The organism is Roseinatronobacter alkalisoli, assembly GCF_028745735.1.
Taxonomy (GTDB): Bacteria; Pseudomonadota; Alphaproteobacteria; order Rhodobacterales; family Rhodobacteraceae; genus Roseinatronobacter; species Roseinatronobacter alkalisoli.
Genome location: NZ_JAQZSM010000001.1, coordinates 309,845 through 334,307, shown reverse-complemented (window position 1 = coordinate 334,307; position 24,463 = coordinate 309,845). Strand labels below are relative to the sequence as shown.

Sequence of the window (24,463 nt, the reverse complement as noted above, 5' to 3'; positions counted from 1 at the left end):
TGCGGGCGCGGCATGTGGGTTACTGGCCCGTGCGCAAGCGTGTCCAAAGGCGGGTGCTTACCCGCTCTGTCCGGTTGTCATAGGGCTGCAATGTCCAGAACCCCGCCCGCGCAGCGTCGGACGGATAGACTGTCGGGTCATTCAGCACATCTTCGTCAATCAACGGGGTCGATGCGGAATTTGCGTTGGGGAACATCACATAATTGGTGATATCGGCTGCGATCTGTGCATCCATGATGAAGTTGATGAACGCATGCGCCCCTTCGGGGTTGGGCGCATCGACCGGAATGGTCAGCATGTCGAACCACAGATGCGCGCCTTCATCGGGGATGGCATAGCCTACCTCGAATTCCTGATCAGTCTCGGATGCACGTTCTGCAGCTTGCAGCACATCACCCGACCACCCGACAGCAAGGCAGATTTCACCATTCGCCAGATCGGAAATATACTGCGAGGAATGGAAATAGCGCACAGTCGGGCGCACCTGCATCAGCATGTCAGCGGCGGTGTTGAAATCCTCTTCCGAGGTGGAGGTCGGCTCCAGCCCCAGATAGCGCATCGCGGGCGGGATCAGTTCCTTTTCAGTGTCCAGCCATGCAATGCCACAATCCTGAAACAGGGCCGCTTTTTCAGGGTCAAACAGGATGGACCAGCTGTCCACGACATAATCTTCGCCCAGCCGCTCCGCCACGGCCTGCGTGTTATACCCAATACCAGTGGTACCCCACAGGTAAATGACCGAATGCTCGTTCCCGGGGTCAAACGCTGCGGCGAGTTCCATCAGATCGGTATCCATATTGCCCAGATTGGGCAGCAGGTCGCGATTCAGCGGTTGGTACACGCCTGCCATGATCTGGCGCTGCATGTAATCCGATGTCGGCACCACCACGTCAAATCCAGAAGACCCGGCCAGCATCCGCGCTTCCAGTGTCTCGTTGGAATCAAACACATCATAATTAACGGAAATGCCGGTTTCCGCTGTGAATTTTTCGATCGTGTCGGGGGCAATGTAGTCAGACCAGTTAAAGACATTGATACTGTCTGCAGTTGCGGCACCGGCCTGCGCGGCCATCGCGGCGCATACTGCAAGAATAAATCGGTTCCTCATGGATTTCTTCTCCCTGTTATGGGCTGGCACCATTTGAACATGATACGCTTGTTGCCCAGTCTTGCCGGACCATTCCACAAGAAAAAGGCAGGCCTTGGCAAGCCTATTTCTGCCTTGAAGCTCAAAATTTGATCAAATTTTTCCGGAAATCCTGTGATAAGGGCAGCATCCACACGCGCATCAATTCCCGATCTTCAGAACAATCTTCCCGATATGAACCGAGCTTTCCATCCGCGCATGCGCCCCTGACGCATCTGCCAGCGGGAATTCACTGTCGATGACAGGGGCCAGCCGCCCACCCGACAGCAAGGGCCAGACCTTCGCTTCCAGATCAGCTGCAATCGCGGCCTTGGCAGCATCGGATTGCGGGCGCAGGGTGGACCCTGTAATGGTCAGGCGGCGCATCATCAGGGGCGCGAAATTCACCGCAATTTTCGGTCCTTGCAGGAAGGCAATCTGAACCAGCCGCCCGTCTTCGGCCAGTGCTTTCAGATTGCGCGGAATATAATCGCCCCCCACCATATCAAGAATCAGGTCCGCCCCGCCTTCGGCTTGCAGGATAGGCACGAAATCTTCATCGCGGTAATTGATCGCGCGTTCCGCACCCAGTCGGGTGCAGGCCGCGCATTTGTCGTCACTGCCTGCGGTGGCGAAAACGCGCGCACCAAACGCATGCGCCAACTGGATAGCGGTGGTTCCAATGCCAGAGGAGCCGCCATGTACCAGAAACCGCGCACCCGCCTGCAAACCGCCGCGCATGAACACATTGGACCAGACCGTGAAGAATGTCTCTGGCAAGCAGGCCGCCGCTTTCAGGGTCATCCCTTCGGGGACCGGCAAAACCTGTCCTGCATCTGTCACAGCATATTCGGCATAGGCCCCGCCGGGAAACAACGCGCAGACCGCATCGCCAATATTCCAGCGCGTGACACCCGGCCCCACGGCCACAACATGCCCCGCGCCTTCCAGCCCGGGCAGGCGGGACGCACCCGCCGGCGGGTCATATGCCCCCGCCCGCTGCAAGGCATCGGGACGGTTGACACCCGCATAGGCCAGCCGGACCACAACCTGCCCTGCCCCCGGTACCGGCACCGGACAGGCCACTTCGTGCAACACCTCCGGCCCGCCTGGCGCGGAAATTTCGATCGCGCGCATCATATGTGACATGCTCATCCTTTTCCTGCCCGTGTCATCTTGCGTCAAATACTCCGGGGGCTGCTATGGGGCAGCGCCCCCAATCCCCCTGCGCTTACGTCACTCCTGCGCTCAGCGCATAGTCCCAGTAAAGCTGCCTTGCGCGCAAGCCCATGCGCGGCGTTCCCATAACGCGGTCCTGATAGCGCGACACCGGCATCACCTTGGCAATATTTCCGGTCACGAAAATTTCTTCGGCCGCATCAAAATCCTGCAGGCTCAGGCTGGTTTCCACCACCTCCACCCCATCGGCGCGCAACAGCCCGATGACCCGCTGGCGGGTGATCCCGTTCAGGAACATGCCATTGGGCACTGGCGTAAACACCACCCCGTCGCGCAGCATGAACACATTGGTTGATGCGGTTTCGGCAACATGCCCGTCCACATCCAGCGACAACGCATTGGAAAAGCCGCGCGCACGGGCATCCGCCATGATGCGGGCGTTGTTGGCATAAAGCGATCCGGCCTTGGCTTCGGTCTGGGCCATATCAGGGCGGGGGCGGCAAAAGGGCGACACGGTCAGGCTGAAGCTGCCCGGTTCAGGCATGGCCAGCGCTTCGATACAAATCGCGAATCCGGTGCTTTCGGGCACGGCATCAATGATACCGGGGGCAGATTCGCGCGACCACATCATCGGGCGCAGGTATAGGGCTGCATCCGGGGCAAACTGCTTGCAGCCTTCTTCCAGCAGGCCCTGAACGGTGCCTGCATCCACGGGCGGCACCATTCCCATGACTTGTGCGGACCGGATGATACGCGCTGAATGCAGGTCCAGATCGGGGCGCACGCCTTCAAACTGGCGGGCGCCGTCGAACACCTGCGATCCCAGCCATGCGGCATGGTCGGCGGCCCCGATGATCGGTGCGCTACCCTTGTGCCACTGGCCTTCATACCAGGTGACAATCTCTTTTCCGACAGCCATCGGCCATACCCCGCGTCATTTCACAACCGGCGCAACCTGCGGCGCAAATGCGCGGGCGTCAACCCTGTCCGGGCGGTGTCGGGCGCAGATGCCCCGGCAGGTCGTCACGCAGATCGCGCGACGGAGCCTTGATGCAGGACAACATCGCCTGCGGCCCCGCCAGAATCGTGCGCAACAGCGGGTTGCGGTTTGCAGCAGCCTTCATCCGTTCGAATTGCATCACATCATCAATGCGCCGGTCCAGAAACGCCCAAGTCGCCTGTGCGCCTGCACTGTCATCGCCCAGCCAGAACAGAATTGTCGCGGAATACACTCCCGACAATGTGGCGCGTTTGGTATACCAATTTACATCATGCGATGTGTCGCCAAGGGCAGTCCAGATATGGTCCGCGGTGCCCCAGATGGCGCGCGCGCCATCAGCGGCATAGGGCGGCAAGGCGAAAAGCGTGGTGCCGCGCCGGACCAGTTCGCGGTCCTCGCAGGCGTCAATCCGCAGGCGCACAGCAGTCGCAATCCGGTCACGAAAGCGCAATTCCTGCAAATCCGTCACCGCCAGCGCCGCCAGCATCTGCGCGTCGCCCCGCCGGTGATAGGCCAGCGCAAGGTCCACGCCGCCACGCGGAAACAGCGCCTTCGCATGCGCGGTGTCCAGCCCGGTATCGCGGGCCGCCGCGTTCAGGCTCGCATCACTCCAGCCATCGAAGGGAACATGGTTCAATGCTGCATCCAGCAGGATGTCGGATTGGTCAGCCATGATGGCGCACCTCCTTATATCGGTTGCCTTGGTCGCTTCCGGGTAGACATAGCACATGGTTTTTGCTATGCGACCCATTCCTGCACTATATGCAACTCTAACTTGGAAAGGTGGTGAAAACCACATGCAGGTATCGGTTCGTGATAACAATGTCGATCAGGCGCTTCGTGCGCTGAAGAAAAAACTTCAGCGGGAAGGTGTGTTTCGTGAAATGAAGCTTAAAGAGCATTTCGAGAAACCCTCTGAGAAGAAAGCCCGCGAGAAAGCTGAAGCGATCCGCCGTGCGCGCAAACTTGCGCGCAAGAAGGCGCAACGTGAAGGTATGCTCTGATCCGGCAGAACCATGGCATGGGCTCAGTCCCTGTCTGAAATACGAACCCCCTCAGGCCCGTCCTGCGGGGGTTTTTATTTGACGGATCCCTGCCTGACCTTCCACCTTGCGGGCATTCACAAGGCATCCCCCATGATGACGCAGGGGTATTTGATCAAATCTGTTGCGCAGGCTTGCGTTTATCGGGATTATGCGTGTTAGTATTGCAGCACAGCCAATCCGTGACGGGGACCATGCCAGCGACGCCAGTGATAGAGATTCGCGATCTGCACAAATCCTATGGCACGCTGGATGTGCTGAAGGGTGTCAGCATTAACGCGCAGAAGGGCGACGTTGTGTCGCTGATCGGGTCATCAGGGTCGGGAAAATCCACGCTTTTGCGGTGTTGCAACCTGCTGGAAGACAGCCAGCAAGGCGAAATCCTGTTTCAGGGCGAACCCGTGCGCTGGCGCGGCGCCGGGCAAACCCGCCACCCAGCAGACCGCGCGCAGGTGACACGCATCCGCACCAATCTGTCCATGGTTTTCCAGAGTTTCAACCTGTGGTCGCATATGACCGTACTGCAAAATGTCATGGAAGCACCGCTGCATGTCCTGAAACAGGACCGCGCCAGTGTCGAGGCCCGCGCCCGCGCCCTGCTGGACAAGGTGGGCATTGGTGACAAGGCCGATGTGTTTCCGGCACAGATGTCTGGCGGGCAGCAACAGCGCGCGGCAATTGCACGCGCGCTGTGCATGGAACCCGCAGCGCTGTTGTTTGATGAACCCACATCCGCGCTGGACCCGGAACTGGAACAGGAAGTCGTGCGCGTGATCAAGGCGTTGGCGCTGGAAGGGCGCACCATGCTGATTGTTACCCATGACATGCGGCTGGCGGCGGATGTGTCCGATCATGTCGTGTTCCTGCACGATGGCCGGATTGAAGAACAAGGCCCGCCGGAATCGCTTTTCAAAACACCGCAATCTGCGCGGCTCAAACAATTCCTCAGCCATGCGCAAGCGGCCTGAGGCACCTATAACCAACAACAGACCACCACCAACACGGGGAGACGACATAATGAAAACAACAAGCCTGACACTGGCCGCACTGGCCTTCGCGACCACCGGGGCAATGGCGCAGGACGTTGTGCGCATGGGGTCCGAAGGGGCCTACCCCCCCTATAACTTCATCAATGACGCCACGGGCGAACTTGACGGCTATGAACGCGAACTGGGCGACGAAATCTGCCGCCGCGCAGAACTGAACTGCGAATGGGTCATCAATGACTGGGACACGATCATTCCCAACCTGGTGTCCGGCAATTATGACACCATCATGGCCGGGATGAGCATTACCGACGCCCGCATGGAAGTGATTTCCTTCACGCAGAACTACCTGCTGCCGGAACCTTCGGCCTATATCGGGCTTGCAGGCACGGATGCATCGGTGCGTGACGGCGGCGTGATTGCGGTGCAGTCCAACACCATTCAGGCAGGCCATGTTGCCGAAGGCGATGCCGATCTGCTGGAATTCCCCACACCGGATGAAACCATTTCCGCCCTTCGCAATGGCGAGGCTGACGCCGTTCTGGCCGACAAGGCGTTTCTGGCCCCCTATGTGGGTGATTCCGGCGGCGAGCTGGTCTTTCTGGGCGATGACGTATTGCTGGGCGACGGGATCGGTGTTGGCGTGCGCCAAAGCGATGACAGCCTGCGCGAAACCCTTGATGCCGCGATTGCCAGCATGAAGGAAGACGGTACGCTGAACGAAATGATCGTCAAATGGTTTGGCGATGAACACCCGCTGTTTGACTGATTGACCATCGGGCGGGGCCGCTCGGCCCCGCCCATGGCATTTCGCGCACGCGCATGTTCAGTTTTTGCACCGACCCGTCCAGCCTGCCGGATTGGCAGTGGTTCGCCTGTTATCTGACAAGCGCAACCCATCTGAACTTTTATCGCGCCTTCGGGGTGGTGCTGCTGCTTCTGGCCATCACCGCGCCTGCCGCCCTTGCCATGGGCATGCTGGGGGCGCTGGCGCTGCGTTCGCGAGTGCCGCCGCTGAACTGGCTGGGCAAAGGTTATGTCAATATCGTGCGCGGTGTGCCCGATATCGTGTTTTTCCTGTTTGTTCCCATTGCGTTGGGACAAGGGATCGAATGGGTCATGCATCACATCAACTGCCCCGACTGGGACCAACCCATCCGGCAGGGCAATGATTTCATCGTCTGCCGCGATGCCAAGGTGCCGCCGGTCAATTCGCCCCGTTGGGTGTATGACATCTATGCGTTCTTCATGGCGGTTGTCGCGTTCGCGCTGGTTTTCGGGGCGTTTGTGGCGAACACGCTTTACGGGGCCATGCGCGCAGTACCGCAGGCGCAGATTGAAACGGCCGAGGCCTATGGCATGACGCGCAGGCAGGCGTTCCGCCGCATCATCCTGCCGCAGATGTGGGTTTACGCCCTGCCGGGCCTGTCGAATATCTGGCAGATCCTGACCAAGGCCACGCCGCTTCTGTTCCTGCTGGGCATTCAGGATATTGTCTATTGGGCGCGCGAGTTAGGCGGACAGAAGACATCGCTGTTCACATACCCGCATCCGGACTGGCGAGTGTGGTATTTCCTTGTTCTGCTGTGTTTCTACCTGACGCTGACATGGGCCAGCGAACGCGCTTTTGGTCGCCTGAATGACAGGCTGTCACGCGGACAGGCCACGGCTGCGGGCGAACGCCAGCGAAAGGCCGCGCCATGAGGACCTGTCTGGAAAGCCTGCAAGGCTACGGGTTGCGCGCGCTGGGGCGCCAATATGGCGAAAACCTGTTGCCGCGCGGCCTTGATATTACGCTGTGCGATCAGATTTTCCTGATCGGCAGCGGGCTGATGTGGAACATCTATTTCGCGGCAATTGCCATTGTGATCGGGTTCTTTCTGGCAACCGGGGTGGCGCTGGCCAAATTCAGCCAGAACCGCTGGGTCAACCGCCCTGCATCTGCGTTTGTCTTCATCTTTCGTGGATCGCCCCTGTTCATCCAGTTCTTCTTTTTCTACGCCGTGTTCATTCTGCTGCCGCGTTCGGGTGTGGACATTCCGCTGGGGTTCACCACCCTGACGCTGGACACAAGCGCGCTGACCACCGCGCAGGTGGGCGGGCTGGTCGTGCTGGTGCTGAACACCACCGCCTATTCCGCGGAACTGTTTTATGGCGCGCTGCGGTCAATCCCCAAGGGTGATCTGGAAGCGGCAGATGCCTATGGTCTGCACGGGTTCACAAAATTCCGGCGCATTGTCTTTCCATCCATGTTGCGGCTGGCATGGCCCAGCTACACGAATGAAGCAATCTTCCTGACGCATTCGACGACGCTGGTGTTCCTGTCCGCCTTTCCCGCGCGCCAGCAATCGGGAGAAGCGTTTTATTACGCGCGTTATTTCGTGGACCAGACTTTTAACCCTTTCGTCGCCTATCCGATTGTTGCGGCCTATTTCGTGGCACTGACACTGGCCATCATCGGGATATTTGCGCTGGCCAATCTACGCCTGAACCGCCATCTTCCGCGCGAACGCCGCCAACGCCTGTGGTTTCGTCCGCAATACATCCGCTAACTCATGGACCCACATAAATTGCAGAATATCCGGATTGCCATTCCCGACCTGAACGGCCAGGCCCGCGCCAAGCGGGTTCCGGCCGTACAGTATGATAAACTGATGCGCGGAGAAGCGAAAATGCCGCTTTCAGCGCTGAACCTTGACATATGGGGCAATGACATCGCCGACAGCCCGCTGTTGTTTCAGACCGGCGATGCCGACGGTTTCCTGCGCCCGACCGAGCGTGGGCTGCTGCCCATGCCATGGATCGGCCCGGATGCAGGCCTGCTGCCCATGAGCATGTATCACGAAGATGGCCGCCCCTTCGCGGGCGATGCGCGCCATGCGCTGGCGCAGGTCGTCGCGCGGTTGCAGGCACGCGGGCTGACCGCGGTGACCGCCACTGAACTGGAATTCTATCTGATCGATGACAGCGGGCCGGAATACCTGCCGCCCGCCAGCCCGATTTCCGGACGGCGCGCAATGGGGTCTGCCACCCTGTCGTTACGCATGCTGGATGAATTCAACGCCTTTTTCGATGCGCTTTATGACGGCTGCGATGCGATGGGCATTGACGCCGATACCGCCACATCCGAAGCGGGGCCGGGGCAGTTCGAGATCAACCTGAACCATGGGTCCGACCCCATGAAAATGGCCGATGATACATGGGTGTTCAAACTGCTGGTGCGCAGGCTTGCCCGTCAGCATGGCATGGCCGCAAGCTTCATGGCGAAACCCTATGCGGGCGCATCCGGCAGCGGGCTGCATCTGCATGCATCCCTGCTGGACAGTGACGGGGCGAATATTTTTGACAATGGCGGGCATGACGGCAGTACGGCACTGCACAACGCCATCGCGGGCACATTGTCCAGCATGTCCGATGCTACGCTGATCTTTGCGCCCCATGCCAACAGCTATGCCCGGCTTGTGCCCGGCGCGCATGCGCCGACGGCAATTGCCTGGGCCTATGAAAACCGCACCGCGTCTGTGCGCGTGCCACTGGGTTCCCCCAAGGCGCGCAGGCTGGAACACCGCGTAGCTGGCGGTGATGTGAACCCCTATCTGCTGATGGCCGTGGTTCTGGGGGGCATGCTGCTGGGGCTGGAAGACGGGCTCGCGCCGCCCTCGCCCATCACCGGCGACGCCTATGCACAGGACTTGCCGCAAATTCCCGCCACATGGTCAGATGCGCTGACCGCGTTTGAGGAATCGGCGCTGATGCGGCGGATTTTCGACCCGCTGTTGATTGACAACATGATCCGTACCAAACGCCAGGAAATGGCTGCATTACAGGGGCTGGAACCCCAACAGGTGCTGGATCTGTATCTGGAAACAGTCTGACGGCATCCTTGCCCGGTGCAACCAAGGCTGCTAGGTTTGATCAAATTCTGAAAGTCCCGGAAAATGAAAATCGGTATTCTGCAGACGGGCCAGGCCCCGGACACATTGCGCAGTGAACTGGGCGATTACCCCAGCATGTTCGAGGATCTGCTGTCCAGGGGCGGTTTCACTTTTCATACATGGCATGTCGAAGGAATGGAATTTCCCGCATCAGTGTATGATGCCGATGGCTGGCTGATTACCGGTTCGCGCCACGGTGTTTACGAAGACCATGCCTTCATCGCGCCACTGGAACAGTTTATCCGCGATGCTTTTGCTGCAGGACAGCCGGTGGCGGGTATCTGCTTTGGCCATCAGATCATGGCGCAGGCCCTTGGCGGGCAGGTCGGAAAATATCCGGGCGGATGGGCTATTGGCGCGCAAGAATATGATTTTGAAGGCGAAACCTTGACCCTGAACGCATGGCATCAGGATCAGGTGCTGACCCCACCCGAAAATGCCCGCGTCACCGCCAGCAGTGCATTCTGCCGATATGCGGCGTTGTCCTATGGCGATCAGGGCTATTCGGTACAGGCCCATCCGGAATTTTCAGATGCGTTCATTCAAGGGCTGATCGACACGCGCGGACGGGGAGTTGTGCCAACGCCGCTGCTGGAACAGGCCGAAGCCGCGCAGAGTGGCCCGCGTGATTCCGATATCATTGCCGACCGTATTATGGCATTTTTCCAATATCACGCCCAAGAACACCCCGGCGCATCCCGCGCCTGAACCCTGTAGGAGGCCCTATGGCCGAATGGAGAGAACAAATCCCCCAGACCGCGCGCGACTATCTTAGCGGGCGCCGTCTGGACGAAATTGAATGCATCATCGCCGATATGGCCGGTGTGGCGCGTGGCAAGGCGATGCCTGCAGCAAAATTCGACGGGAATTCGACATATTACCTGCCCACGTCAATCTTTTTGCAGACAATCACCGGCGGCTGGGCCGAATTCCGGGACGGGGCCGATCTGGAACCTGACATGATCATGCGCCCCGATTTTTCGACCGCGACAGCGGCGCCCTGGACCGCAGACTGGACATTGCAGATCATCCATGACGCGGAAGATGCGAACGGCAATCCCATCCCGACTGCACCGCGCAATGTACTGAAACATGTGCTGGATCTGTACCGCGCCGAAGGCTGGCAGCCGGTCATCGCGCCGGAACTGGAATTCTTCTTTGTCGCGCGCAACACCGACCCCAATATGCCGATCATTCCGCCTATGGGCCGCACCGGGCGGCGGGCGGCAGCGCGCCAAGCCTATTCCATGTCGGCCGTTGATGAATACGGCAAGGTGATCGACGATATCTATGATTTTGCCGAAGCCATGGGGCTGGAAATTGACGGTATCCTGCAGGAAGGCGGCGCAGGTCAGGTCGAAATAAACCTGGCCCATGGCAAGCCGATCGAGCTGGCAGATCAGGTCTTCTATTTCAAGCGCATGATCCGCGAAGCCGCCCTGCGCCATGACATGTTCGCCACCTTCATGGCCAAACCCATCGAAGGGGAACCGGGCAGCGCAATGCATATCCACCATTCGGTGATCGATATTGCGACCGGGCAGAACCTGTTCTCCACCGAAACAGGCGAAAGCACCGAAATGTTCATGCATTTCATCGGAGGGTTGCAGCGCCACCTTCCGTCAGCGGTTGCGCTGATCGCGCCCTATGTGAACAGCTATCGCCGGTATATTCCGGATTTCGCCGCCCCGATCAACCTGGAATGGGGGTATGACAACCGCACCACGGGCTTGCGCATTCCCATTTCTTCACCTGCGTCGCGGCGGGTAGAAAACCGGCTGGCGGGAATGGATTGCAACCCTTACTTGGGTATCGCGGCCTCTCTCGCCTGCGGCTATCTGGGCCTGAAGGAAAAGCAGCACCCGCGCGCGCAATGCACCACAAACGCCTATATGGACGCCAATGAACTGCCCATGACGCTGGGCGCATCGCTGGACATGTTCGACAATGCGGAAAAACTGCATTCGATCCTCGGGCCGGAATTCTGCCGTATCTACAGCGCGGTCAAACGCGACGAATACAATGAATTCCTGCAAGTCATCAGCCCATGGGAACGCGAACATCTGCTGCTGAACGCATGAACCTTCTGTTCGCCAATGACCGGGCGGGGGAATACCCGCCCAGCTATTACGCGGCATCAACCGAACTGCCGCCGCCCCTACCCCCGCTTGAAGGCGCCGCAACTGCGGATGTCTGTATTGTCGGCGCGGGGTATACCGGCCTGTCTGCTGCATTGCATCTGGCGCAGCGCGGCTACCGCGTGGCCGTGCTGGAGGCCCATCGCGTGGGCTTCGGCGCATCGGGGCGCAATGGCGGGCAGGTCAGTTCTGGCCAACGTGTGGAACAGGATCAGGTTGAACGCATGTTCGGGCGCGATGACGCCCGCAATCTCTGGCAGGTCGGCGAGGACGCGAAGGAACTGGTCAAGCATCTGATCGCCACCCATGACATGGGAACCGGTTTTCGCCCAGGCGTCATTCACGCCGACTGGCAGACGCGCGATGTGGCCCATTCCCATGCCTATGCCGAAAAACTGGCGCGTGACTATGGCTATGATCAGGTGCAACCGCTGAACCGCGACCAGATCAGGGGCATTATCCGCACCGATGCCTATCAGGGTGGGGTCATCGACACTGGCGCGGGCCATGTTCACCCGCTGGCCTATGCGCTGGGGCTTGCGCGGATCGCACAGGCCGCAGGCGCGCATATATTCGAGAATTCGCTCGTGGTGGATATTCAGCACGGCGCGCGTGTCCGCGTCCGGACAGACAGCGGTCATGTTGACGCAGACCACCTGATACTGGCTGCGAATGGCTATATTGGCGGGCTGGTGCCGCAGGTCGCGGCCAAGGTCATGCCGATCAACAATTTCATTGTCGCGACCGAACCCCTGCCCCATGGCACGGTTCTGACCAGTGATGTGGCTGTGGCGGACAGCAAATTCGTGATCAACTATTTCCGGCTGTCGCGCGACGGGCGGCTGTTGTTCGGCGGCGGCGAAAGCTATGGATACCGCTTTCCGGACATCATGAAAACCGTGCGCAAACCTATGCTGCAGGTCTTTCCGCAGTTGAACGACACGCGCATCGACTATGCATGGGGGGGCACGCTGGCAATTACAGTGAACCGCATGCCCCATTTCGCGCGGCTGGCCCCGAATATTCTGTCTGCATCGGGCTATTCGGGGGCGGGTATCGGGATGGCCACATTGGCGGGACGCATCATGGCAGACACAATCGCGGGGCAAACAGAGAGGTTTGACCTGATGGCCGCGCTGAACCTGCCCCGGTTCCCGGGCGGCCCGGCCCTGCGCAGCCCGTTGCTGGCGCTGGCCATGACCTGGTTTGCCCTGCGCGACCGGCTGGGCGTGTGACTATTTATCCAGACCCGAAAGCTTGCTTTGCAGCTCCGCCAGTTGCCGCTTTATATCGGACAATTCCTCAGACGCGGATTTGTCATCATCCTTGTCAGCGACACCGGCAACGGGTGGCCAGCCCGCCATCATGGTTTTCATGAACGCCTGTTGTTGGCGCTGCATTTCCTCAAATCCCGGCATTGCTGCCATCGGGTTGGCGCGGGTCATGTTTTCCACGATATGTGACTGACCATCGCGCAGCATTTCAAAGGACATGGCAAGGAACTGCGGTACAACGCTTTGTGCCTGCGTGGTATAACTGCGTACAAGATCGGTCAGCACATCCAGCGGCAGCACGTTTTCGCCCCGGCTTTCGTGTTCCGCAATGATTTGCAGCAAATACTGGCGTGTCAGGTCGTCCCCCGATTTCAGGTCAACAATCTGCACTTCACGCCCGGCGCGGATGAATCCGGCGATATCTTCCAAGGTCACGTAGTCGCTGGTCTCGGTATTATATAACCGGCGGCTGGCGTAGCGCTTGATCAGCAGCGGTTTGTCGTCTTGGGCCACGAGCGTCCCTCCCTGGGGTTTTGCACTGCAGCAACACTAGGCGAGCAATTTCCAAAAGAAAAGGGCGAGCATGACGCTCGCCCTTATTGAAGGCATCCGACGGGGAGGACATCGTACGCTTCGTATTCACATCCGGCGATTATTTCGCGCCAGCGGTCTTTGCAGCTTTGGTTGCTGTGTCGGTTGCTTTTTTGACAGCAGCAGCGGTTTCTTCCTGCATGTCCTTGCCAGCGGCCATCAGCAGTTCAACTGTGTCCATCTGCACTTTTTTCGCGATTTCAGCGAAAGCAGCAACATGTTCAGCAGTCATTTCAGCCTGTGCCGATGCGAAATCGGTGATGGCTTTGCTGTAATCTGCCGGGTCTTCCTTGACGGTGGACACGTCGCCGACTTTGGCCAGCGTGGTCTTGGTCCATTTGGTCGAAACTTCGGTGGACTTTTCCGCGGCTTCCAGAGCAACTTTGCTCATTTTTTCGGCCAGAGCGGCTTGCGATTTGAACGCATCCTGCAGTGCGGTTGTGTCCATCGGGAACGCGCCCATCATGTCTTTCATCATCTTGGTGTAATCAACGGTCTTGGTCATGGTCTCTCTCCAATGTTAACTGTTTTGCAGTTTCTGGATCATCCATTCCCTGCATCTGCAACCAATATGCATGCTGCAGTGCAGCATTTCAAGTGTTTTTTCTGCACCGCAGCATTAATTTAGATTGCGATGGTTCAAGCCTATGACATTTCATCATTTTTTGAACTTACCACATAGCGCCCAGGGGCGTCATCCAGCGCGGGATAGGACGAATCACCCGGAATGCGGGCCTCAACTTTCGCGCCAGAACGCCTGGACAGCCAGTCACCCCAACGTGGCCACCATGACCCTTCGTGGAATTCAGCGGCCGATTTCCAGTCATCGGGGCTGCCTTCGGGGGCCGCGCCAGTATAGTGCCCGTATTTCTTCTTGGAAGGCGGGTTGATGATACCGGCGATATGCCCCGACTGCGACAGAATGAAGGTCTTGTCCCGGCTGCCCATGCGGGACATGCCCCGGAAACTGGACCGCCATGCCGCAATATGATCGGTTTCGCAGGCAATAGCACATAACGGGTGCTTTACATCACTGATGCTGACATCTTCACCGCAGATGCGGAAACTGGCTGCGGAAAACCGGTCCTGCTGGCACAGCCCGCGCAGGTATTCGACACACATTTTCCCCGGCAGGTTGGTGCTGTCCCCGTTCCAGTACAGCAGATCGAACGCGGGCGGAGCTTCGCCCATCATGTAACTGCGGATCGCGGGCGCATAGATCAGATCGTTGGAACGCAGGAACGAAAAGGTGCGCGACATGAAGAAACTGTCAAGATAGCCCTTTTCGTTGCATTCCGCTTCAATCCCGTCGACGAAGTCATCTTCCAGGAACACGCCCACTTCGCCCTGATCGGAAAAATCCGTCAGGGTGGTAAAGAACGTGGCAGAACGCACGGATTTGTCCTTGCGCTTGTTCATCAGCCCCAGTGTCAGCGACAGCGTGGTTCCCGCGATACAATAGCCCACGGCATTAACCTGCGCCTCTCCGGTAATCTCCTTTGCGACGCGGATGGCCTCCAGATAGCCTTCTTCGACATAGGTATCCATGCCGACATCTGCATAGCGGGCATCAGGATTGACCCAGGACACGACGAATAGCGTATAGCCCTGATCGACGATCCACTTGATCAGGCTGTTCTGGGGTTTCAGGTCCATGATATAGAATTTGTTGATCCAGGGCGGAAAGATCACGATCGGCGTGCGATAGACCTTCTCGGTAGAGGGCGCGTACTGGATCAGTTCGAACATCCGGTTACGGAAGACCACCTTGCCGGGCATGGTCGCCAGGTTCTCGCCCACCCTGAATGCGTCCTGATCGGCAAGGGTCACCAACAGTTCGCCCCCTCCCGCCTCTATATCATGCACAAGGTTTTCCAGACCCTTGATCAGGCTCTCCCCTTCAGTTTCAACCGCTTTCATCAGCGCATCAGGATTGGTCGCAAGAAAATTCGTCGGGGCCATCATATCGACGATCTGCTGCGTGAAATAATGCAGGCGTTTCTTTTCACGCGGGGACATCGTGTCCAGCGTCATCACTGCGTCCTGCACTGCCTCGCTGGCGATCATATATTGCTGTTTGATGTAGTTGAAATAGGGATGGGTTTTCCAGAGCGGGTTGGCAAAACGACGGTCATCAGGCGTGTGGTCTTCGGGGGCCCGCAACTTGCCGCTGCGCAGCACTTCCTGCGCCTCGACCACATGTTTTAGGGATTTGCCCCAATACTCCAGCTGCTTTTCCAGAACCTTGGACGGGTTTTTGACCATTTCGGTCCAGAAGGCCGCTGTGGCCTGAACAAATATGTCCGAATCGGGTGCCTGCAGGCTGCCACGCGGCGGATCACGTTGCGCCAGCGCATGGGTCAGGCGCGCGGTCAGTTCCTCGATCCGTGCCATATTTGCCTTCATACGTTCGGCTTTTTGGTCGTCGTCATATTCAGAAGTTGTCATAAATTGATTTCCCCCCTATCCTTCGCACGTGCAGCATATGATAGCTGATAATTAAGTAAAGCCGCGTAAACTCGAATCGCTGCGGGAACGACGGGCAGCTTGAAAGGGACTGGTATGAAGGGCATGGCAACCTATGATATGATGGAAACCATCCGAAACACGAATGAGTGGATGGGCGCATCTGCGCGCGCTTTTGCATCATACCCGATCTGGGGCATGGTTCCAAACCCCATGTTCAAGGCGCTGTCGGCATGGGGCCGGGTGACCGAACGCAGTTTTGCGCGCATGGTCATCAAGCCCGACTGGGGCATCCGGTCCGTGGTTGGTGCGGATGGGCGCGACCACGTGGTCGAAGAAGTCGTTGAAGTCGCGCGCCCGTTCGGGGACTTGCTGCGCTTCAAGGTTCACGACCGCCCCGAAAAACCGCGCCGCGTGCTGCTGGTCGCGCCCATGTCCGGCCATTACGCCACCTTGTTGCGCTCCACAGTGGCCAGCCTGCTGCCTGATTGCGAAATCTGGATCACCGACTGGCATAATGCGCGTGACATTCCCGTGTCAGAAGGCAAATTCGACATTGAGGATTATACCCTCTATCTGGTGGATTTCATGCGCCATATGGGGCCGGACACCCATGTTCTGGCCATTTGCCAGCCTGTCCCGCTGGCACTGGCTGCAACCGCCTATCTGGCGGAACTGGACCCCGATGCGCAGCCCCGCACCCTGACATTGACAGGCGGCCCGGTGGACCCCGACGCCGCCCCGACCGAAGTGACCGATTTCGGGCGCAGTGTCACCATGGGCCAGCTGGAACATCTGGCCATCCAGCGCGTGGGGTTCAAATACAGTGGCGTCGGGCGGTTGGTTTATCCCGGTTTGCTGCAGCTTGGCGGGTTCATTTCCATGAATCTTGAACGCCACGCCAATGCCTTCTCGGACAAGATTTCCGCCGCAGCACGCGGCGAAGATGGCGAAAGCGATAAGCACAACCAGTTCTATGATGAATACCTTGCTGTGATGGACATGACCGCGGAATTTTACCTGTCCACTGTGGAACGTATTTTTAAAGACCGTGAAATCGCGCGCAATGCCTTCGTTGTGGACGGGCACAAGGTTGATATCGGCAAAATCACCAATGTTGCCGTCAAGATTGTCGAGGGTGAAAAGGATGATATCAGCGCCCCCGGCCAATGCCTTGCTGCACTTGGTCTGCTGACCGGCTTGCGCGACGACCAGAAAGCCAGCCATCTGGAACCGGGGGCTGGCCATTACGGCATCTTCGCAGGCAAATCCTGGCGCAACAACATCAGACCCTTGGTCATGGAATTCATGGATGCGCATTCCGGCCCCGACGGCGGCAAGGCACAGTTGAAGGCAGTTGTGTCAAACGGTTAAACCGACCACCAGACCAACAAAAAGCCCCGCAAAACAGCGGGGCTTTTTGTTGGCTACAGCATGTTCAGGAAAACCCTTGAAAACAGGCCTTGAGAATCCCGAACACGCGCATCCCCTGATCCCCGATGGGTGCTTATGGGCCGCGTGCAGCATTTAACCCTTGCCGTGTTTCAGCAGTGGCCAGTTGCGAATGCAGTCTTTCAAACTGTTCACGGGCCACAACGCGCTGGCCGGAATTCAAATAAGCATAGGCGCGCAGAATGGCCAGATCGCGGCGCAAACCACCCTGCACCTGTTCCAATGCGTTGAAATAGCTGATGGCATGGTGGAAATCCCCCTGCCGGAAGGCACGCACGCCACGCTGGTCCAGAACAATGGTTTCGATTTCACGGCGTTGGGACGCATCAAGGCTGACTTGCGACGCAACCTGCGCGCCTTGTTCCGTCATGTTCATCGCCAGATAAGACAGCGCCAGCCCGAACACCGCGTCCCGTCCCACATTCGGCCCCAGACGGTCGCCCACACGCGCAGCCTGCTGAAAACCCACAAGCGCCTCTGTCGGGCGGTCGTGACTATAGGCGCACCACGACCGTTCATATAACAGATCGAGTGATCGCGGCCCGGTCGATGCCGCCAGACACCGTGCGAATTGCTCCTGATCTTTCAGGCGGCGGGCTTCCGACAGACGCGGATCCCCTGACAGCGGCAGATTAGCAGGCGCTGTGGCGGGCTGTTCCATAACCAGCGGGGCCGCCACGGCCTGCGGCTGGGCAGCGGCGGGCGGCGAGGCGACGGGCTGGGCCGCCGGCGCGGGGGCCTGTTGCTGTGGCGCAGCGGCAGCGGGCTGAGGCGCGGGCGCGCCACCTGTCAGTTCTGCATAAAGCCGGTCCAGCTGCGCAGACGCCCCGCTATTGGCGGCGCGCGCGGCAGCGAATAATTCCTGTAACTGCACGCCTGATGCCACGGCGCTGGCCTTTTGCAGGCTGGTCTGCATCTGGCCGAAGCTGGTGCAGGACTGCACGGCGTTGCGATAGGTGGTCAGCGCCGCCTGTGTCTGCCCGGCCAGAACATACATATCGGCCAGAACCCATGCATTGTTGATGCGTTCACAGGTCATGATTTGCGGCGACCGGCGGGCAACGGCAATGGCCTGCCCTGCATCGCGGCTGTTTACGGCAGCGTCGAAATTGCTTTGCGCCTCGTTCATTTCCAGAACGCGCAGCATATCCGCGGGCGGCGACCAGCCAGACACGCGGGCGCGGCCATCATCGATCAGGCGGCGCGCGCCTGCATAATCATTCAACTCGATACGCCGCCAGATTTCGCCTTCATCCACCCCGGCCTGCGACGGGGGCGCGGCCAGAAGTTCGTTCAGGTCGGCGGGTGGGCGCCAGTCAGGAAACGCCCCGCGCAGGCGCCGCAATTCGGCCTGGGTGGATGCAGCGTCATTCTGGGTCAGGTAGTAGCGCAGCGCACGCAGGTCATCATAGCTGGCAGTCTGCGCCGCTATTCCCGGCGCCAAGGCCAGAACCATGAGTCCGGCCAGCGCCAAGGGGCGATATTGTGCAAGCAAACTGGTCATAGTGGCACACATTCCGGAAGGGTTTCATTTGACGCAACCATCGCAAACAGCTGCAAGGTCGCAGGGTAATAGGGCTGATCGGCTGAAAATGGCGGGATAGCTGCGCCAGTCGCATTGCGCGCAGAACACATTGTCAGCCCGGCAAGCGCCTGATAGCCCATATCCCCGCTTGTTTCCAACACCACGCCCGACAGCGGTTCAATCACCGTCGGCACACCAACACCCGGCTGAACCGTGCGTTCATATACGGCCGCCATCCGCCGGACTGCTGCATGTTGCGGAATGCGCGACCAGATCATGAACAAGGGCACGCGCAGTGCTTCGTAACCCGCATTTGATGACAGCGATTGCGACCCGCTGACGCCGCCTTCAGACACATCTACCCAATCGGGCACCAGCCCTTCCGCAGCAATCCGGTTCAGCAATGCCTCTCCCTGCTGGGCACAGATCGCGATGCGGCTGACACCTGTGGCCGCAGCCAGTTCGCGCATCGCAACCGGCATGTAATAGGACGGGTTGATGGACATATGCGTGTCATGCTGAAATCCGAATGCCGCAGGCAGAAACACTGTCTGATCGGATGAGCCCGGCATGGCAACAACACAGGTTTCAGCAAGCGCCTGCGCGATGTCCCGCGCGCGCGCCAGATAACCGGGATTGTTGAATTTCTGCGCAGCCTTCACCAGCGCCCAAGCATAAAACAAATCCCCATCCGATGCATTGTTGCGGTCGGGCACCGGATTGCCCTGTCCCGGCAACCAGCGCCACGCCAGCAACGGGTCCGGACGGATTGCCAGGTTCCGCTCGGTCCAGTGATACATGGACTGAAAACTTGCAGCGTCATCAAATATCGCGGCCAGCACCATACCATAGCCCTGCCCTTCGGAATGGCTGGCATCGCGCTGCAACCCGTCAATGACGCGGCCGTCACTGCCCAGAAAGGCTGATTTCCAGCTTTCCCATAACGGGCGCGCAGACTGCGCCAGATCCACCTGTCCAAGTGCTATGGCGGACCGTGCCAGACCTGCGGCGGCAACGGCACCAAAACCTGCAATCAGTGTTCTTCTGTTCATGTCTTGGTGTCTCTTGTTGAAATGACCAGACGCAGCGCAATCACAGCCGAAAGCAGCGCCAGGAAAAGTATCATCAGCGTGAAGAAAATCGGTCTGGCCGATACCAGATTTCCCATGGCATGGCGGAAATTCCGCAATGACCAGGGTTCCAGCAAAATCGGGCGCCTGTCAGGCGCGACCCAGTTCTGCCAGGCGCCCTGATGGCTCAGGATGGACACCTGCCCGCGCGGCCCCGCCCCGCTGATACGGGCTGCGGCAATCGCATGGGCGATCGCGTGAATGTCACTGTCGGGGCTGCGCAACATCCAGATTTCATCCGGGCGCGCGGGGTCCAGATGAAACAGGATTGCCTGTCCGTGCCGGGCGGCCAGCCATTGGTTCAGTTGCTCGCCGGAATTGGGGAAAATCCTGTCCTTTACCCAGATCACGGTTCCGGTAATTACCCCCCAGCCATTGCTGATGGCACGGCTTACCCCGATACTGAAGCCGGACCCTTGCTGGCGACGGCGCTGGAACGGGTCGTCATTGGACGCAAGCGCAGGGTCGGTTACGGCATCACCCGCAGCCGGAATACTCAACACCGAATCTTCCAGCAGTCTGCGATCCGCCCTGTGATGCGCCGATGGCACAGATCCCAGATCATCAAGCGATATCAGGTGCAGCGTGGCTGCGCGGATTTCGGCCTGCGACCGGTCCAGCGCCGCCGACAAGGTTACAATATCAGCGTCGCTATAGGCGCGCCCGCTCATTTCATTCAGCCGGATGCTGTCAGGCGTCAACGCCCCGAAGGCCAGATCCATATCTGGAATCGCCATGGACGGGCTATAGGGCACATGTAGGGTTGATGTGTCGCTGATCTGCAGGAACGCATGGTCCGCAGCAGGACAAGGCAGGTCGGGCGGGTCACCGGGAACCATCAGTTCGAATGTCAGCCGGTTGGTGCCGGGCTGCAGGATGCGCGCTTCAAAATCGATAGGGAACTGCGAAATATGCTGCCCCCCTTCGTCACGCAATGGCAGCAGGCGAATGGCCTCGTCGTTCATGCTGATCAGCAGCATCGACTCCCGCGGCAGGCCGGTCGCATAGATATAGTCGAAATTCAGCCGTGCCTTGGCGGCGGTCAGAACCAGCCAGTCATCGGGCAACCGGAAAGGGTGGTCCCGGCGGGCATAGCGCTGCGAGAAACTTTCTGTCTGCACCCCGAACGCGGATAGCGGCACATCCTGTTCAGGCTGGATCAGTGGCGCACGGCTTGCGGCTGGCTGCGGTGCCAGCTGCGCCATTGTCAGAATATCTTCCGGGCGCGTGTCGGGACCGATTTCCAGCACCATCACATGCGCCCCGTCACCCCCGATCTGATAGCTGACGCGCCCGCTGGATGCTGGCAGAACGGTAATCCGCGCCAACGCGCGGTCCTGCTGAGCAAGCGTCCAGTAATCACTGAAACGAAACACCACGGGGCTGCCCAGAAGGGCCTGATTGAAACCCCGCACCAGATGCCGCCGCCATTCGGCAGCCTGCGGCCCCAATTTGTCCAGCCCGCGAATTTCGGCAGAATGGCCGCTGGCGACCTGCGCCGCGAACGCCATCATGAAACCGTCCGCATCCGCCACAGCATCCGCATGGTTCACCGACAGGCCCGACTGCGCCAGATCGATATCTGTCCATAACCCGAAGGATGCTTCCGGCCCGCAGAAAATGCGGTGGCCCTGCCGGAATTCTATCTGAACCTGATTACGCCCAACGCGCAGCACCCCATCGGGAATATCCAGAAAATCGGCGGCATACCCGTCAAAATTCCCCAGCCGCGCAACACCGATGTCCTGTCCGTTCACGTGCACCCGCATGGATGACCGTTCCGGCAACAAATCAATGCTGGACTGGGTTGCCAACTGCAACTGACGGTGCGTGTCTGGCGCACTGACATAAAGGTCAAATCCCACGACCTGCCGCTCGCCGCTGATGCGTGCATTGCGCCCGGTGACGGGAATTTGCATATTCGTCAGCCGTAGCGGCGAAACCCAGTCAAGCGTCGCATTTTCGGTTGCAGTGTCGATGCTGCGGCGCGCGGGATCAATGCGATCCGCATTCAGGGTGGGTGGGTCGTCCTGCACCAGCGGAGTCAGCCCGTCATCATCTGGCAGCAGGATAAGCCCGCCGCCAGTTTCCTGCGCCAGCACCGCCCCGCCACCATCTGCCAATGACAGGAAGAACCCCGCAGCAATAGCACCGCACAGCGCACGCCCGATATGCGCGGTCATGTCGGCACCTCGCGGTCAGCGGTCGGTTGACCATGCGTCGGCATAACCGCACGATGCAACATCTCCCGGTGGGCGGCGGGCGAATAGGGGCGCGGCAGATCAGGGTTCACGACGACAGGGTCGAATGCTTCACCAAACGCCAGAATATGCGCTGGTGCCTGAATCGCGCCAACCTCTGTACGGTCGCGTTCCTCGGCGCGTTTACGGCGTGCAGGTTCAGCCGCCAATGCACGCATTGTATGGTAAACTCCTGTAACAGCAAGATAAATCACATACCCAAATCCGGCCAACAGGCCCTTGGGCTTATTCCTGCTTTCACGGACGGCTTCCCAGACGGCCGAGTCACCAAAAATCAGATAAGCGATGGTTTCGCGCGCCACCATCGGCTGTTCCGGGTCATAATTCACGCCCACGATAATACCGTTATTTTCACGCTGCACATTCTGGACCTGCACGCGGATAGCATTTTCCAGATGCGGCGATTTGGGGAATTCCGGGGTGAAATAGAAGATATAACCCTTCTCGATCGCGGCAAATTCGCCCATGTCAGTATCTGGGCCGGGGCGCAGCAAAATCCGCGCGCCACTGGTCGAGGAATCAAGTACCGTCGCACCCGTGAAGCTGAACATGTCATTGCGCCCGATTGCCGCGACAGCGGGCACATTCATGTCCACACGCGGCACACCACGACGCTGCTGGCGTTCGGCAATCGCGCGCAGCGATGCGCTGACAATCACAAAATTGAAAACGGCCCAACCGCCAACGATTGACAGGATGGTCTGATCGCCCGGAAACATGACCCAGCGGATACCTGCGGCCACCACGCCCATCAGCGACAGAATCCAGACGAACAGAAGCGGCTTGTACAGCGGCGAGATGTAATCCTCGATCAGCACTTCGTCCTTGGCGGTCACATTGAACTTTGCCCCGCGCGGCTTGAAAATTGTCTTGATGACAACGCCTGACAGATAAGGCGCCTGCGCGGTTTCATAAAGTTCCGAAATCAGCGGCCAGCGCACCCGCGCATAAAGCGCGTTCTGCACCATGAAGCTGATCGCCATATAGGCACCCATATAGACCAGCACTTCCTGAATCGTGGCGACGAAAATATGCAGGCCGAAAAACAGATAGGCCAAGGGTGCCAGAATAAAGATCATACGTACCAGCGGAAACAGCCAGAACGTCATGGAGTTCAGGTAGCATAACCGCTGGGTCAGACTCATGCCTTTGCGGCGCAACGGATTTTTCAGCATCAGAAGCTGCATCATCCCCGCCGCCCAGCGCCCGCGTTGTTCGATGAAGGTGACAAAGGTTTCGGGCTGAAGCCCCGCAATCATCGCGTGATCGACATACAGGCTTTTCCAGCCGCGACTGTGAATTTCCAGTGCGGTTTCCGCATCTTCGGTAATGGTTTCGCCCGCGAACCCGCCCACATCATCCAGTGCCGCGCGGCGCAGAACGGATGCCGATCCACAAAAGAACGCCCCCCCCCATCGGTCAAGCCCGCGGTGCCCCTGATGATAGAACATTTCATTTTCAGGGGGGCAATCAGCGCGCAGCCCGATATTGCGGTCAATCGGGTCAGGGTTAAGAAAGAAATGCGGGGTCTGGACCAGAAACAGTTTTGGATCGACCACAAAATACCCCACCGTGCGCGCCAGAAAATCGCGGCTGGGAACGTGGTCGGCGTCGAACACCACAACCAGTTCCCCGTTCAGCCGTTCCAGCGCAGCGGACATATTGCCCGCCTTGGCGTGGACATTGCGCGCGCGGGTGGAATAAACGATGCCCAGATCCGCACAAAGCGCCTGCAATTCCTTGCGGCGTGCCCGGGCCTTGCTGGCAATGTCGGGGTTTTCATGGTTGCAGCGTTCATCCGTGCCGCCATCATCGCACAGGACAACCGTGCGTTTGCTGGCCGGATAATGCATGTTCTTGGCCGCAGACAGCGTAACCGCCAGCATGTCGGTCGGTTCATTATAGCTGGGAACCAGAATATCGACAGTCGGCAGGCTTTGGGCGGCCACTTTTGGCGGAAGCGTCCGGTGAATCGGGTCAGCGGTTACAAAGGAACTGACAAAGAAAACCCAGATCGCATAGGTTTCAACCGCGAAAAGCGACACCGCAATCCCGAATTCCAGCGGATTGGACACCGAAGGCAGTGTTTCCGTCAACCGCCAGAACCAGTAGCGCATGACAATCGCACTGGCTATGGCCAGAAGCGCGAAGCGCGCGACAATGGTTTTCATGGTAAAGGGTTTCAGCGCGGCCACAATCAGCACCGCAAACAGTCCCAATGCCCCCTGTACCGCAGTCGAGGTGGGAATACTGGCCAGAAACGCCAGCGGAATGACGACCGCAAGCCACAAAAAGGCCAGCAGCACCTCTCCCGGGCGCAGACGTCTATTGGCTATCAACATACTCATCGCAATAAA

At 59.0% G+C, this 24,463-nt stretch carries 21 protein-coding genes; 10 read left to right on the top strand and 11 right to left on the bottom strand.

Annotation, left to right across the window (positions count from 1 at the left end; translation table 11 throughout):
- Window positions 1–19: 19 nt before the first annotated feature.
- The 4 genes from PUT78_RS01685 to PUT78_RS01670 all read right to left on the bottom strand — a co-directional run bounded on the left by PUT78_RS01685 (window position 20) and on the right by PUT78_RS01670 (window position 3,978).
- On the bottom strand, window positions 20–1,108 hold the full coding sequence (locus PUT78_RS01685) for a polyamine ABC transporter substrate-binding protein (protein WP_274350303.1): 1,089 nt from the start codon (window positions 1,106–1,108) through the stop codon (window positions 20–22).
- A 180-nt stretch (window positions 1,109–1,288) separates the two neighbouring features.
- The gene (locus tag PUT78_RS01680) at window positions 1,289–2,281 is read right to left on the bottom strand and encodes an NAD(P)H-quinone oxidoreductase (protein ID WP_274350302.1); all 993 of its coding nucleotides are present in this window, start codon (window positions 2,279–2,281) and stop codon (window positions 1,289–1,291) included.
- A 76-nt stretch (window positions 2,282–2,357) separates the two neighbouring features.
- Entirely contained in the window at window positions 2,358–3,224 is an 867-nt protein-coding gene (locus tag PUT78_RS01675) for a branched-chain amino acid aminotransferase (RefSeq protein ID WP_274350301.1), read from the bottom strand.
- A 58-nt stretch (window positions 3,225–3,282) separates the two neighbouring features.
- Window positions 3,283–3,978, bottom strand: a complete 696-nt coding sequence (locus PUT78_RS01670; RefSeq protein WP_274350300.1) for a COQ9 family protein — start codon at window positions 3,976–3,978, stop codon at window positions 3,283–3,285.
- 124 nt (window positions 3,979–4,102) lie between these two features.
- Here PUT78_RS01670 and rpsU point away from each other — a divergent pair, with 124 nt between their 5' ends.
- The 9 genes from rpsU (at window position 4,103) to PUT78_RS01625 (ending at window position 12,642) form a co-directional block, all read left to right on the top strand.
- Window positions 4,103–4,309, top strand: coding sequence for a 30S ribosomal protein S21 (gene rpsU, locus PUT78_RS01665; RefSeq protein ID WP_274350468.1), 207 nt, complete (start codon window positions 4,103–4,105; stop codon window positions 4,307–4,309).
- A gap of 233 nt (window positions 4,310–4,542) precedes the next feature.
- Complete coding sequence (locus PUT78_RS01660) at window positions 4,543–5,316, top strand: ABC transporter ATP-binding protein (protein WP_274350298.1); 774 nt, start codon at window positions 4,543–4,545, stop codon at window positions 5,314–5,316.
- 49 nt (window positions 5,317–5,365) lie between these two features.
- Window positions 5,366–6,103, top strand: a complete 738-nt coding sequence (locus tag PUT78_RS01655) for a transporter substrate-binding domain-containing protein (protein WP_274350297.1) — start codon at window positions 5,366–5,368, stop codon at window positions 6,101–6,103.
- Window positions 6,104–6,156: 53 nt separating this feature from the next.
- Window positions 6,157–7,038: an ABC transporter permease gene (locus tag PUT78_RS01650; RefSeq protein WP_274350296.1), complete on the top strand. Its 882-nt coding sequence runs from the start codon at window positions 6,157–6,159 to the stop codon at window positions 7,036–7,038.
- Window positions 7,035–7,886, top strand: coding sequence for an ABC transporter permease (locus PUT78_RS01645; RefSeq protein WP_274350294.1), 852 nt, complete (start codon window positions 7,035–7,037; stop codon window positions 7,884–7,886). The genes PUT78_RS01650 and PUT78_RS01645 overlap by 4 nt, the downstream gene beginning before the upstream one ends.
- Before the next feature lie 3 nt (window positions 7,887–7,889).
- Window positions 7,890–9,209: a glutamine synthetase family protein gene (locus PUT78_RS01640; RefSeq protein WP_274350293.1), complete on the top strand. Its 1,320-nt coding sequence runs from the start codon at window positions 7,890–7,892 to the stop codon at window positions 9,207–9,209.
- Window positions 9,210–9,272: 63 nt separating this feature from the next.
- Window positions 9,273–9,977 carry a type 1 glutamine amidotransferase gene (locus PUT78_RS01635; RefSeq protein WP_274350291.1) on the top strand — a complete coding sequence of 235 codons (705 nt, stop codon included), beginning with the start codon at window positions 9,273–9,275 and terminating at the stop codon, window positions 9,975–9,977.
- A gap of 17 nt (window positions 9,978–9,994) precedes the next feature.
- On the top strand, window positions 9,995–11,350 hold the full coding sequence (locus PUT78_RS01630) for a glutamine synthetase family protein (RefSeq protein WP_274350290.1): 1,356 nt from the start codon (window positions 9,995–9,997) through the stop codon (window positions 11,348–11,350).
- Window positions 11,347–12,642 (top strand): NAD(P)/FAD-dependent oxidoreductase, encoded by a 1,296-nt coding sequence (locus tag PUT78_RS01625; protein WP_274350288.1) that lies wholly within the window; start codon window positions 11,347–11,349, stop codon window positions 12,640–12,642. The genes PUT78_RS01630 and PUT78_RS01625 overlap by 4 nt, the downstream gene beginning before the upstream one ends.
- Here PUT78_RS01625 and phaR read toward each other — a convergent pair whose 3' ends face one another.
- The 3 genes from phaR to phaC all read right to left on the bottom strand — a co-directional run bounded on the left by phaR (window position 12,643) and on the right by phaC (window position 15,720).
- Window positions 12,643–13,194 (bottom strand): polyhydroxyalkanoate synthesis repressor PhaR, encoded by a 552-nt coding sequence (gene phaR / locus PUT78_RS01620; protein ID WP_274350286.1) that lies wholly within the window; start codon window positions 13,192–13,194, stop codon window positions 12,643–12,645. It abuts the gene before it with no gap.
- Window positions 13,195–13,333: 139 nt separating this feature from the next.
- Window positions 13,334–13,777, bottom strand: coding sequence for a phasin, PhaP (locus PUT78_RS01615; protein WP_274350284.1), 444 nt, complete (start codon window positions 13,775–13,777; stop codon window positions 13,334–13,336).
- Between the two features lie 140 nt (window positions 13,778–13,917).
- Window positions 13,918–15,720 carry a class I poly(R)-hydroxyalkanoic acid synthase gene (phaC, locus tag PUT78_RS01610; RefSeq protein WP_274350282.1) on the bottom strand — a complete coding sequence of 601 codons (1,803 nt, stop codon included), beginning with the start codon at window positions 15,718–15,720 and terminating at the stop codon, window positions 13,918–13,920.
- A 114-nt stretch (window positions 15,721–15,834) separates the two neighbouring features.
- Between phaC and phaZ the strand changes: the two genes are divergently transcribed.
- Entirely contained in the window at window positions 15,835–17,112 is a 1,278-nt protein-coding gene (gene phaZ, locus PUT78_RS01605; protein WP_274350281.1) for a polyhydroxyalkanoate depolymerase, read from the top strand.
- A 133-nt stretch (window positions 17,113–17,245) separates the two neighbouring features.
- Here the strand turns inward: phaZ and PUT78_RS01600 are convergent, their stop codons facing one another.
- The 4 genes from PUT78_RS01600 to bcsA are packed head-to-tail and all read right to left on the bottom strand — an operon-like array spanning window position 17,246 to window position 24,454.
- Entirely contained in the window at window positions 17,246–18,694 is a 1,449-nt protein-coding gene (locus PUT78_RS01600; RefSeq protein WP_274350279.1) for a hypothetical protein, read from the bottom strand.
- On the bottom strand, window positions 18,691–19,767 hold the full coding sequence (locus PUT78_RS01595; protein WP_274350278.1) for a family 8 glycosyl hydrolase: 1,077 nt from the start codon (window positions 19,765–19,767) through the stop codon (window positions 18,691–18,693). The genes PUT78_RS01600 and PUT78_RS01595 overlap by 4 nt, the downstream gene beginning before the upstream one ends.
- The gene (locus tag PUT78_RS01590) at window positions 19,764–22,028 is read right to left on the bottom strand and encodes a cellulose biosynthesis cyclic di-GMP-binding regulatory protein BcsB (protein WP_274350276.1); all 2,265 of its coding nucleotides are present in this window, start codon (window positions 22,026–22,028) and stop codon (window positions 19,764–19,766) included. The genes PUT78_RS01595 and PUT78_RS01590 overlap by 4 nt, the downstream gene beginning before the upstream one ends.
- A complete protein-coding gene (gene bcsA / locus PUT78_RS01585; RefSeq protein WP_274350275.1) occupies window positions 22,025–24,454 on the bottom strand; it encodes a UDP-forming cellulose synthase catalytic subunit in 2,430 nt (809 codons plus the stop codon). The genes PUT78_RS01590 and bcsA overlap by 4 nt, the downstream gene beginning before the upstream one ends.
- Between the last annotated feature and the right edge of the window lie 9 nt (window positions 24,455–24,463).